Here is a 12,861-nt window from a genome sequence, read left to right as displayed (position 1 = left end):
TGTCGCTACTTTGTAGCGAGTATATACAAGTTGTAGGCAATTTTTGCGTAAAACCGGAAAATACAATAACCTTAAAAAATAAATTATGATTGACGACATTAAAAAATCTTTTAATGAAATTATTTATGAACGTACTACCAGTCCATTATATGGAACTTTGATTACATCTTGGCTGATTTGGAATTGGAGAATAATTTATTTAACTTTTTTTATTTCTGAAAGCAAAATCAAGGAAAACAAAATCGATTATATTTTATCTAAATACTCTGATTTAGAACACATAGTAATATATCCATTAATATCAGCATTTATATTACTAACAGTAATTCCTTTTATCTCAAACGGAGCATATTGGCTTTCTCTTAATTTCAATAAATGGAAAGTAGATCAAAAAAATATAGTAGATCAAAAACAATTATTAAATATTGAACAATCAATTGAATTAAGAGGAGAAATTTCAAAACAAGAAGAAAAGTTCATAAAATTAATTGAAAGTAAAAACACCGAAATTAATCAATTAAATTCAGTTATTTCACAATCCAGAACTAAATCATTTCCTTTTGAAAATACTTTTAGTGGTAATAATGAATTGGAAAGTATAGGTAAAGATATGGTAGATAAGATTAAATCCGATCCACAAAGGTTAAAAGAATATGATAAAATAGTTAGCTTAATACAAGGTAATTATAAAATAGCTGACCGAAGTGATGTCACCCCAAAGACAATTGCTTTTTTAGAATCTAATGATGTTATCGAATCAATTGGTGGAGGTGTATATAAATTCACAAAATTAGGCAAAATAATACTTAAAATAATGAGTAATTAAAACTGCCTACAACACACGTTTGTGGCTATTGTGGAATTTAGTGGAATTACCGTTTTTCAACAAGATTTCGTTAAACCGAAAATACTCGTTTTCAAAACTCCACAACAGCCACAAGCGCGAGAACGTTATGGGAAATGCTAAACCAAACTATCATAAAAATAAACCATGAAAATTGACTTTGTAAGGATAAAAAATTTTAGAAAACTTAAATCGTGTAAAATTGAGTTTTCTGCCAAAGAAACCATATTTGTAGGCGCGAATAATAGCGGAAAAACAACCGCTATGGACGCACTTATTACCTTTTTAGAAAGAAAAGAATTTAAAACTCAGGATTTCACCATTACAAATTGGACTGAACTAAATAGAATTGCTGAAGTATGGGTTACAAAAGAAACTTTAGAAAATGAAGATAAAAGCATCAAACTGCTTGAACCGTATTTACCGTCTTTAGATTTATGGTTCAATGTAGATACTAAAGAATTAAGATACGTAAGTCATATTATACCTTCACTTGATTGGAATGGAGGTTTGTTAGGTTTAAGATTAGTATTACACCCTAAAAACTTAGAAACACTTATTGAAGAATACAATCTTGCGAGAAAAAAAGTAATAGATCTTAATACAAAATCAGGAAAAGCTGTAGAACTGTGGCCTATGAGTTTTTGGCAATTTTGTGACAAGAAGATAAATACTTTGTTTGAAATAAAATCATATCTATTAGATCCTGATAAATATGATGAAGAACAGGATTTATCTGACGACAACGTGGAACTTGAAGGCAATCCTTTAAATGGTTTAATAAAAATTCCTCTGCTGGCGCGAGCGTCTCGCTCGTGAACACAAAGAATGACAACTATCTAAATAAATGAGAAATAAAATCTAGCAACAATTTGCAGAAAAGATATTTACAGAGATGATTCGGTATTGCTGATTTAGATTGCGTTCACGAGCGAGACGCTCGCGCCAACCTGGGATATTTTACCAGATTATAAGACAATTTTCTTATTGTTTGCGAGCACAGAATGCAATTCTGTGCTATCGGAGTTTAGGATTTATAAGGAATAAATCAGGTATAAGTACGTAGTTGTTTATATTGGTAAAATTATATTTTGAAAAAGAATAATATGATCCAAACCTCCGTAAAATATAGCCAAATTTGGGTAGATTGTCGCTAATTTGTAGCGAGTATATTCAAATACCCATAATTTTAGAAAACGAAAACCTAAAAACGAAACACTTAAAAATTTAATAAAAAATGGAATATAATATTACTCTAAATAAATTAAGGGATAAAAACATCCATGAACTTACATTTGAAGAAATGGCATTTGTTCATCTATCTACAAGTAATTCTCCAATCAATGTAAAAAATGCTAGATTAAGATCAACTTTATCTTTTGTATATCAAAACATTCAGCACTCATTATCTTTCGAGTATAGTAAGCAATTGATACCATATTTATCATTATGTGCCATATTGGATCAATTAGGCATATGCTATAACAGAAAGGATAAAGCAGAATCAAAATATCAAAATGGAATAAAAAGATGTTTAGTCTATTTTGGAGAAATAGATGAAGATGATGAAATAATAGATACCCTATACGCATTACGCAACGGTCTTTTACACAATGTAAGTTTGACATCTAAAAGTAAATTCAATAATGACCATTATATCTTTCGCTATGATAATAGTATTCAAACGGTCTACAAAAAAGCTGTTACAAACTGGGACGGAAGTTATGAAACACTTGATGGTAATCGTGAAGAATATACAACTCTAATAAATGTTGAAAAATTTCGAGATTTGGTTTACAAATGTATAAAAAAGGCAGATGAACTTAATCAACAGTCTTTATTAGAACTAAGATTACCAGACGGAGTAAGACAACTTTTCTTCGATTATATCAGAAGTTTAGAATAATAAAACGTACGCGAGCCTTTGCTGGCGTGAGCGTCTCGCTCGTGAACACAAAGAATGACAACTATCTAAATAAATGAAAAGTAAAATCTAGCAACAGTCTGCCGAAAAGATATTTACAGAGATGATTCGGTATTGTTGATTTAGATTGCGTTCACGAGCGAGACGCTCGCGCTAGCAGGAGAGATAAAAAAACCTAAATTCCCGAAAGTTCGATAACTACATATTCAACTTCCACATCACTTGCATTTAAATGCGTTTCTCACCATTACTTTACTATCTTTGGCCAAAATCTGAAACATGCGAAAACTATTACTTTTACTGTTATTGCTTCCTGCTTTATTTCAAGCGCAAAATGCAGCTAGTGCCGATCCGGGATTTATTCCTGCTACGGTTTGGAATAATTATGAAAAACAAGTCAACGATATGGCGCTTCAGTCCGACGGCAAAATTGTCATTGCGGCTACCCAATATAATTACAATACGGGATGGACGCGAACCATAGAACGACTCAATGCAGACGGTTCGAGTGATGCTGCTTTTAAGGTATTGACCGATAATACGGCAAATGGGCATAAATGTCCGATAGTGATACAGTCCGATGGCAAAATTATATTGAGCTCCGTATTTACCGTAGCAGGTGTAGTCAAACCCATGATTCGGCTGAACACCGACGGTACTATTGATACAACCTTCGACACGCCAGCTTTGCTAACGTCTTCTTATATCTACTGTTTGACCTTGTTGCCAGACGGGAAGCTACTGGTTGGAAATGACTCTTCTAAAAAACTGCTTCGCCTGACAGCCGATGGTGCTTTAGATACCACTTTTTATGATGAGCATCCCGAAATACAGTCTTGCAGGGCCGTATTGGTATTGCCAGATGGCAAGTTGATTGTAGCAGGCTCAATGTTAGACTCAGGAGGGGCGGTTACGTACTACAATCTTGAAAAACTAAATGCCGACGGCACAATAGATCCAACATTTAATATCAGCACCAGTTTTATAGGTCGGAATGGTTATACGTCTTCATTGGCATTACAGCCTGACGGAAAAATACTGGTGGGCGGAAGGTTCGATACTTGCGACGGCAACAATTCTAAGAGCTTAGCACGGCTGCATCCCGACGGAAGTTATGACAACACGTTTTCATCCCCAATATATGACACAGAACCTGTGGTAAATGACATTTTGGTGCGACCTAACGGCAATATCCTGATTGGAGGTAATTTTAGCGCGAGCAGTATTTATGGTATTGCTATGCTGTTACCAAACGGTTCAGTAACTTATTCTTTTTCGCCATCGACGACTGGTACTAGCGTTAGGCTTACAGAATACTCGGCGGTGCGCAGGGTCGTGCAGCAACCTGACGGTATGATCTTGCACTGTGGTGATTATGGAAATATTGGAGGTCAGTCTAATAGGACTAACATGATTCGCTTGCTCGGTACTGATAGCTACCTTGTAAACGGCTATACCCGACTTGACATGCAAAATAATGGGTGTACCGATGCCGATCCCGGATTTCCGTACCTTAAGTACAAACTGGTGAACAGTACGAACCAAAGTTATTATTATTCCAGTTCCAATGGTTACCATGGCGTAATGCTCAAAAATGGCACAAGTGTTATCACCCCTATACTTGACAATCCGACTTGGTTCAGCGTTTCGCCATCAAGTATCAGTCTGAATATGCCATCGGCAACGAATTATGCAAACCAGAATTTCTGTGTGACCGCAGTCGGAATCCACCATGATTTGTCGGTTGTAATAGTACCAATTGACAGAGCGAGACCAGGTTTTGACGCCTATTATAAAGTTTTGGTTAGGAACAATGGCAATCAAACGGCAACAGGTACTGTACGATTTGCGTACGATGCCGCTACGGCGGAATACCTCCAAAGTACCCCTTTGGCCGCAAGCGCAGGTTTTGGCTCGGTGGCATGGAATGTTGAGGGTTTATTGCCGTTATCTGAAGTTAAATATATTGTAAAACTAAACTTGAACACCCCTACCGATACGCCACCACTGAATGGTAATGATGTATTGAAATTTTCAGCAGTGGCAAACATTGCTCAAGACGAAGTTGCGACGAATAATGAAGCGACATTGGAGCAAACGGTAGTAAATTCGTTTGATCCTAATGATAAGATTTGCCTCGGAGGTGACTATGTGCGCCCGGAACATGTAGGTGATTATATGTATTACCGCATCCGATTCGAGAATTTGGGTACGGCATCGGCGCAAAACATTAAGGTGACCGATATGATTGATACCACTAAATTTGATATCGCTAGTTTGAGTCCAGTAGACGGTAGCCATCCTTTTACTACCCGCGTGATACAAGGTAATCAGGTCGAGTTTATGTTCAACAACATACAGCTTGGGTTTGCTGATGAGAATAATGATGGCTATTTGGTTTTTAAAATTCGTTCATTGAATTCGCTTGCAGAAGGTGCTGTTCTAGAGAATACAGCTTCGATTTATTTTGACTACAATCTTCCTGTTGTGACGAATACTTCGGTCGTGAGGGTGCAGACGTCTTTGCATACTATATCATTTGAAACGATTGAATTGGCGCTTTATCCTGTTCCTGCGGGCGATAAGGTATTCATCAGTAATCCCAAACAAGTTAATGTTCAGTCGGTAACAGTGTATAATCTTTTAGGGCAGTCGGTACTTGAAAATGTAACACCGGGACCCCAAGGTGATGTGAATGTTACAACACTTGCTAATGGAAGCTATGTAATGCGGGTGAGGACGGAACTGGGCGATGGTGTGATGCGGTTTGTTAAAAAGTAGGTGCTGGGCGTAGTTGGTGGTCCACTTTCCGGAGTGTTCCTTATAAAAAGCTGCGCAAATGTCTCTGACTTTACGCAATTTTTTAAATCCACTTATAAGCTCTAAACCTCTCAAAAGTCTCCCGACTTTTTACCCCGCTCTACGAAGTGTTCTCATGAAAAGCTGCGCAAATGTCATTCGCTTTGTGCTATTCTATAAAAGTCTCCTGCCTTTTTACAGAGTCTTTCTAAAGAATAATATTCAGCATAAATATTATTCTTATAAAAAGTATTTGTATGAATGCAAGACAAAAGTCAGAGACTTTGAGAAGTTTTTGTCTAACCAAAATATATAAAATAGCACAAAGCGAATGACATTTGCACAGCACTGAGAAGCACTTCGAAAATCAAGGTATAACATTGCTGAATAATACGTTAGCTAACGAAGGTAATTTATTTTGCTTTTTGGATTTTAGTGTTAGTTACATAAGAAACAATTAATATGGCAAGAAAAACTACTCCTGCAATTACTTTATCGGCAGGATCACCAACGACAAAGTGAGCTATCGAAGCCGAAGCAAACATAATTGCAAAACCAATATATGCCAACTCTTTTAATAAGCGAACGGGCAGCCATATAAGAACTGCACCAATAATTTTTGCAATTCCTATTTCAATTCTGAAATAATCAGGGAAACCTAAATGTTGCATTGAAACTTTTACTTCGGGTTTTGTAAGGGTTTCAAAAGCAATAAACAGCATCATTGCCGAAATAATTCCTGTAGTAGCGTAGTACGTAATTTTTGTTAATTTCATTCTATTTTGTTTTAAAAGTTAATAAAGCAAAATTATGTACATTAGCTAACCAAAATATAGTAGTTACTATAATGTTAGTAGTAACCTTTGGGTTAGTTAACCTCAAAACAGCAAAATGGCAACAAGCAAATTAGGGTATTCGGAATCACAATGTACAAATCGCCTGTCAGCAACTGAAGACGCTCTATATGTTCTTGGTGGCAGGTGGACTATTAGAGTAATGATTGCTGTTTTGGGCGGACATACAAGGTTTAATGATTTACAACGAACCATAAAAAGTATTTCTGCAAGTGTGCTTTCAAGTGAATTAAAAAAATTAGAAGTAAACCATTTAATAGAAAGAACAGTCATTGTTGTTGACCAAACGCCTGTTATCGTGGAATATATTCCTACGGAATACAGTAAATCCTTAAAAGATATTATTACAGCTTTGGCTGAATGGGGTACAAAACACAAAAAGAAGATTACTACTGATTAATTGGACTAAAAACCCTTCTCAACCCGATCGCGCAGATTTACACAACGTTAGCGCAGAATTGCATTCTGCACCAACGGATTATGTAATTATGAGTAATTAAACTGGCAATTACAAAAAATGCAAGACCAAAATTGATCTTGCATTTTTTGTAACTTGATAAATCTAATTAAAAAAGATCTTTTTACACTGTCTGACGCTCGTGTTTTCCTTCTTTAATTTCTTCCACCATTTTTTTATTAAAAGCGGGCAAATCATTAGGGTTTCTGCTGGTCACCAATCCATTGTCTACGACTACTTCGGAGTCTTCCCATTGTGCTCCGGCATTTTTCAAATCGTTTTTAACAGAGAAGAACGAAGTTACTTTTCGACCTTCTAAAACATCAGCATCTACCAGAATTTGAGGGCCATGACAAATAGCCGCTACTGGTTTTTTACTATTAAAAAAGGCACGTACAAAATTTACTGCAGCCTCTTCTCTTCTCAATAAATCAGGATTTATAACTCCTCCAGGAAGAACCAAAGCATCGTAATCTGCTTCATTTGCCTGATCTAATACTACATCAACATTATATTCCTTGCTCCAATTACCGTCTTTCCAGGCTTTGATAGTTCCTGATTTCAAACTGACGATATCTGCATTCCAGCCTTGCTCTTCCAGATAGGCTTTAGGCGATGATAATTCTGTTTCTTCAAAACCGTGTGTGGCTAATATGGCTATATTCTTTTTCATAATTTTAAATATTTAAAACGTTATTAATTTGATTTAGCTAAAATTAGTTATTTCAGACAGCAAGCGAAAACACACCATGTTAAACCTTTGTTTAATAAAAGTTAATTAATTGATTTACAGGTTTTTATTAAAAATTAAATTGAAATTATATAAGATTCATGTCAATTTAGTTTACTATTTTATAGCATGAAAGCCAAGAAAATAATCGTATAAATTAGTGAGTACGAAAATAAAAAGACATTCCAGGAAAACGAGAAATACCCGACCGCGCAGATCTACACAACGATAGCGCAGAATTGCACGCTGCGCTATCGAATATTGCTAGATTTGTTTTGATATTTTCAGAAATTAAAAGACAATTATTTTTCTTTACTTTGCGGGCACAGAATACAATTCTGCGCTATCGGATATATATACAAGTTAGCGTAAGCTTAAAAAAATAGAGTTATGAAGAACAATTGGATTAATCATCCTATAGTATTAAAAGGAAATGAAATAGAGCTGCTCCCTTTAGAAAAAGAACATTTAGAAGATTTATTTCTTGCTGCATCTAATAAAGAAATATGGAAATTAACATCTGTAGACTATTCAGTTGAAGAAATATTTTATCCGAATTTCAACAACGCAATAAATGATAGAGAAAAAGGAACAGTGTATCCTTTCATTATTATTCACAAAGATTCAAACAAAATTATTGGAACTACCAGATTTCTTGAAATATATCCTAATGACAAAAAAATAGAAATAGGTGTTACCTGGATTATGAAAGAATATTGGGGGACAAATGTAAACCTGGAGTGTAAATTATTATTACTCAATTATTGTTTCGAAAATTTAAAAACTAATAGAGTTCAATTTAGAGCAAAAGAGAACAACGTACGTTCAAGAAAAGCAATTCAAAAAATTGGCGGAATATTTGAAGGAGTTTTAAGAAAGGATAAAATAGAACCAAATGGAATCCCGAGAGATACTGCTTTTTATAGTATTTTGAATAGTGAATGGGAAAATGTGAAACAAAGTATTAAAAACCAAATCAGATAAAAGCCTACAAATAACCTGCTCCACGAAGTGTTCTCTTGAAAAGCTTTGCAAATGTCTCTGAACTGCCCCCAAACAGTGTCTAACTTTTTGGGGGCAGTTCATTTTTTGTGGCATTTTTTTTCAGGTGTTGTTTATCTTCTATTTTTATAAAAAGATATTAAGTTTAAATATCCCGAAAATAAAATTCTCCTGCTGATTTATTAGAAAAAAGAAATACATTTGAAAAAAGAATAATACAACACAAACCTTCGTATTTACCTTCCATTTGTGTAGATTGGCGAAAATTGTTTCGCATATATACAAGTTAGCGGCCATTCGAAAAATGTTAAGTAATTGAATAATACATATGCATAAAAAGATTGGAATAATTGGAGGATTAAGCCCGGAATCGACAGTCTCATATTACTTAAATATCACGAGAAAATATGTAGAACAATTTGGCTATTATGGTTATCCTGATATCATCATTTATAGTGTCAATCTGGAAAACTATCATATTTGGCGTGCTGAAAATCGATGGGACAAAATTACTGACGACATTATCTCGGTTTCAGAAAAATTAAAAAATGCCGGTGCCGACTTCTGTATTATTGCGACAAACACCATGCACAAAGTATTTAATGAAGTAACAGAAAAAGTTGACATACCTTTTATTCACATCCTAAATCCGACAATTAAAGAAATAAAAAAAGCAGGATTAAAAAAAATAGGACTATTAGGTACCAAATTTACAATGACTGAAAATTTTTATAAAGATGAACTTTCATATAATGGAATTACTACGATAGTTCCTTCAGAAAATCAACAAGAAATAATACATAAAATAATTGTAGAAGAACTGGTTCGTGGACAAATTAAAAATGATTCAAAACAAATATATCTTGACATTATTGCTAATTTAAAAGAATTAGGAGCAGAAGGAATTATTTTGGGTTGTACAGAGATTCCATTATTAATTTCACAAAATGATTGTTTTATCCCAACTTTTGACACAGCTATTTTACATTCAAATGCAGCATTAGAGTATGCTATTTCGGCAGACAAATAAGTTAGAAACAGCGTTGAAAGAGAACGAGTTACTAACATCCGCTGGCAATAGTGCGGCTGATATGAAAAATCCTTTGCTGGTGCAAATATCCCGCTCCTGCATGCAAATATGAACACACAATCTAGTACAATTGAGATGCTCCGCTAGCACCGGGAAAATAGATGTATACTCTCAAAAATCACGAAAATACTTTTACTATTTTCTATTTCTAAAAAAACACCAATCCTGGACTGGTGTTTTATTGAATAAAATTACAAATAAAATACTTTTTAAGGCATTTGTAAAAAACTATTCTGTGATAACAACTGTTTGTGTTATGAATTCTGTTGCTGATTTTTTGAATTTAATTTCAAAAGTTCCTTTGGTTGCCGATTTGAATTTGTAAACTACAGTTTTTGGAGCAGGAACTTGTAATGTACAAACTTCTGATGGGTATTTTACCTCAACCTGTAAACCTTTTACTGAACCAATAGTTGCTTCTGTAAACTTATTAAATTCGCCACAAGCAGTTTCTGGCATAAAAGTTACATCATAACTTAATTCTACATTTACTTTTCCGGTTGCAGGTCCTTTTACTTCGGTAACGAAAGCATTTTTTGTGGTTACTGGTGACTTATCATCATCGTTATTACAAGAAATAAGAGTAATTAACCCTAATAAAACTACTAAAACAGATTTTAATCTAAAATTTTTCATATTAATATTTATATTGTTTATATACTATGAAGAGGGCGAATAAGAAATAAGGTTGCTTTGACAAACGTTAATATTTTCAAACAAAACAGTAAACAACTGCTTATCAATTATTTATTTTGTAAAAAAAATATAAGATTTATGAATTTAGTTTTTTTCCTTATTATTTATTAAAAGGAAATATGATAATTAATTAGAACTGTTAATCTTCGAAATGCTATATAATTCTATGATAAGATTTCTTTCTGAAATATGCCAGCCTCTCAGTAAAAAATTGCAGTGAATGGATTAAAGAAAATGATTTAAGAAGAAATTAAAAGACAATTATTTTTCCTTATTTTGCAGGCAGAGAATGCAATTCTGCCTTTACTTTACATTAGATAAAAACACTAAATTTATTCAAAGGAAAGCAGAGGTGAACTAACATTTCCGCAAAGCTCATGACTTATAATCTAATTGCTTCATTGCATAGCCAAAAATTATTTTAATAACAAATACTAAAACTAAACACTATGTCCCCTTCTGAAATTGTAACTACACAAATTGAGGCTTATAATAAGAGAGATTTAAAAGGTAATATGGAACTTTTTAGTGAAAATTTTCAAATTATACAATTTCACGATAAATCTGTTTTAGTTGATGGGAAAGATGCATGTGAAAAAATGTATAAAGACTTATTTGACAACTCACCAAACCTTAAGGCGGAAATTATCAATAGAGTCAATTATGGCAATATAATAATTTTGCATGAAGTCATTTATGGTAGGTATGGTCAAAAAGAAGGTCTTGACCAATTAATCATGTTTGAAATTGCAGAAAACAAAATAGAAAGAGTTTATAAATTTTAAAATAGCAATATACATTTATCATTAGTTATATCCGACCACGCAGACTTACAACGATAGGCAGAATTGCATTCTGTGCCCACAGAGTAAAGCAAATGAATTGTTCAATACCAATGTTTTACTTTGTCATATTTGTAATTCATTTTTTCAACTTAGAAAACAAAAGATAAAAAGAAAGGCTTCGATTTCCCGAAGCCTTTCTTTAAATATAAATTTTATTTATTGCTTAACTACTTTGCTTATAGCACTTCCTTTATCGGAATTCACTTTAAACAGATACATTCCCGAAGATAAATTTCCGATATTAATGTTATTGGAGTTATCGTTTAGCTGCTGTGTAAGTATTTTTCTGCCATTACTATCAAACACCTCTACATTTGAATGATCAAGGGATAACAAATCGATAGTTACAGTAGTTGTAGCAGGGTTCGGATAAATTTTGATGTTAGAACTAATATCAAAATCCGTAGTGCTCAAAAATGGGCTACAGGTATTTCCGGTTACAATTACAGAACCTGACAACCAGTTTGAAGTTGCCCCTGTTAATGCGAAATTAAGTAATGTTCCGTTACTGGCTGTAACACTACTATCTGTTAGTGAAGTTAGTGCGGTATTATCCGCTCCATTGACACCCTGATTAAATTTATAATATCCCACCAAACCTGTTTGAGTAGCAGGTGTTGACAGTTCGCAATTCATATTATTTTGTATTTCGGTCATTGTTAAAGTACGATTCCAAATACGAATTTCGTCGAGATTTCCATTTAACCAACCATCGAAAGCGGGACGCTGACGCACACCTATGTTAGAGACATTTACGACAATATTTCCCGGGTCTGCAAACGTAAAATTATCAGTATTTGCTCCATTAATGTATAAACTTGCTGTTGTTGCTGAAGTTCTCACAAATGCAACATGAGTCCAAGTGTTTAACGGCACATATCCAGTAGTGCTTGATACCACAAGTCCAGTGGTTGCTGCGTTACGTAAAACGATTTCAAAACCTGATGTATCAGGCATTTTGGTTAAAGAAAACATAGGATTATAGTTTCCCGTATTCCCTTCGGCATAAATCGTTTGATAGGTGCTTGCTTCGGTGTATATCCATGCTTCTACCGTAAAATTGTTAGAATTAGAGACATGGGTAGGAAGAGATACTCTGTCATTTGCCCCATCAAAATTTAAATGAGTTGAATTTTGTGCCTGAATATTTTCTAAGCTGAAAAATAAAGTAAATAATACAATAAAAAAAGTGTAATTTTTAGACATAAGCTAATTTTAAATTAAGCTGTAAAAGTAACCTAAAAGAAAAAGTTTTACGCATAAATATCTTTCTAATTAATATAATTAAATAAAGACAGTATCTGATGCAAGATCTGAATATATCATTAGGTTTTCAGTTTTTTTTTATCGCTGCAGGAAGTAATACATTATTCAAAATCAAACGAAAATCCCGACCGCGCAGATTTGCACAACGATAGTGCAGAATTGCATTCTGTGTCCGCTTTCCGAAGTCTTCTCGTCAACAAAAAATATTATAAAAGTTATGTGCTGCGAAGTCAGGAGACTTCGCAGCACATTGCTATAATCCATCCCTATTTATCCAAGTTTTTTTTCATGTTTACCTTATACTTATTTGGAACGGGTACAAAGTAAGGAGCTTCCGCAACAGTCATAGCTGTA

The 12,861-nt window shown here is 33.9% G+C and carries 12 protein-coding genes; 8 read left to right on the top strand and 4 right to left on the bottom strand.

Annotated elements, in window-relative coordinates:
* Positions 1-85: 85 nt before the first annotated feature.
* The 4 genes from ACEN92_RS01500 (at position 86) to ACEN92_RS01485 (ending at position 5,549) form a co-directional block, all read left to right on the top strand.
* Positions 86-826 carry a hypothetical protein gene (locus ACEN92_RS01500; RefSeq protein WP_495640605.1) on the top strand — a complete coding sequence of 247 codons (741 nt, stop codon included), beginning with the start codon at positions 86-88 and terminating at the stop codon, positions 824-826.
* Between the two features lie 165 nt (positions 827-991).
* Entirely contained in the window at positions 992-1,663 is a 672-nt protein-coding gene (locus tag ACEN92_RS01495; protein ID WP_495640604.1) for an AAA family ATPase, read from the top strand.
* A gap of 418 nt (positions 1,664-2,081) precedes the next feature.
* Positions 2,082-2,750, top strand: coding sequence for a hypothetical protein (locus ACEN92_RS01490; protein ID WP_495640603.1), 669 nt, complete (start codon positions 2,082-2,084; stop codon positions 2,748-2,750).
* 297 nt (positions 2,751-3,047) lie between these two features.
* The gene (locus tag ACEN92_RS01485) at positions 3,048-5,549 is read left to right on the top strand and encodes a DUF7619 domain-containing protein (RefSeq protein ID WP_495640602.1); all 2,502 of its coding nucleotides are present in this window, start codon (positions 3,048-3,050) and stop codon (positions 5,547-5,549) included.
* A gap of 431 nt (positions 5,550-5,980) precedes the next feature.
* Here ACEN92_RS01485 and ACEN92_RS01480 read toward each other — a convergent pair whose 3' ends face one another.
* Positions 5,981-6,343: a DoxX family protein gene (locus ACEN92_RS01480; protein ID WP_495640601.1), complete on the bottom strand. Its 363-nt coding sequence runs from the start codon at positions 6,341-6,343 to the stop codon at positions 5,981-5,983.
* Positions 6,344-6,458: 115 nt separating this feature from the next.
* Between ACEN92_RS01480 and ACEN92_RS01475 the strand changes: the two genes are divergently transcribed.
* Complete coding sequence (locus ACEN92_RS01475) at positions 6,459-6,821, top strand: winged helix-turn-helix transcriptional regulator (RefSeq protein ID WP_495640600.1); 363 nt, start codon at positions 6,459-6,461, stop codon at positions 6,819-6,821.
* 181 nt (positions 6,822-7,002) lie between these two features.
* Here ACEN92_RS01475 and ACEN92_RS01470 read toward each other — a convergent pair whose 3' ends face one another.
* Positions 7,003-7,551 (bottom strand): type 1 glutamine amidotransferase domain-containing protein, encoded by a 549-nt coding sequence (locus tag ACEN92_RS01470; RefSeq protein ID WP_495640599.1) that lies wholly within the window; start codon positions 7,549-7,551, stop codon positions 7,003-7,005.
* A gap of 447 nt (positions 7,552-7,998) precedes the next feature.
* Here ACEN92_RS01470 and ACEN92_RS01465 point away from each other — a divergent pair, with 447 nt between their 5' ends.
* A complete protein-coding gene (locus ACEN92_RS01465) occupies positions 7,999-8,592 on the top strand; it encodes a GNAT family N-acetyltransferase (protein WP_495640598.1) in 594 nt (197 codons plus the stop codon).
* A gap of 346 nt (positions 8,593-8,938) precedes the next feature.
* A complete protein-coding gene (locus ACEN92_RS01460; protein ID WP_495640597.1) occupies positions 8,939-9,640 on the top strand; it encodes an aspartate/glutamate racemase family protein in 702 nt (233 codons plus the stop codon).
* A gap of 288 nt (positions 9,641-9,928) precedes the next feature.
* On the opposite strand, the gene ACEN92_RS01455 is transcribed toward ACEN92_RS01460, so the two are convergent.
* Positions 9,929-10,336 carry a hypothetical protein gene (locus ACEN92_RS01455; RefSeq protein ID WP_495640596.1) on the bottom strand — a complete coding sequence of 136 codons (408 nt, stop codon included), beginning with the start codon at positions 10,334-10,336 and terminating at the stop codon, positions 9,929-9,931.
* A 509-nt stretch (positions 10,337-10,845) separates the two neighbouring features.
* Here ACEN92_RS01455 and ACEN92_RS01450 point away from each other — a divergent pair.
* Entirely contained in the window at positions 10,846-11,181 is a 336-nt protein-coding gene (locus ACEN92_RS01450; RefSeq protein ID WP_495640595.1) for a nuclear transport factor 2 family protein, read from the top strand.
* 216 nt (positions 11,182-11,397) lie between these two features.
* Here the strand turns inward: ACEN92_RS01450 and ACEN92_RS01445 are convergent, their stop codons facing one another.
* The gene (locus ACEN92_RS01445) at positions 11,398-12,447 is read right to left on the bottom strand and encodes a T9SS type A sorting domain-containing protein (protein ID WP_495640594.1); all 1,050 of its coding nucleotides are present in this window, start codon (positions 12,445-12,447) and stop codon (positions 11,398-11,400) included.
* Positions 12,448-12,861 lie beyond the last annotated feature (414 nt).

It is taken from the genome of Flavobacterium sp. Flavsp81 (assembly GCF_059491325.1).
Note: the sequence above shows the minus strand (reverse complement) of the source record. Positions and strands in the feature narration are given on the sequence as shown.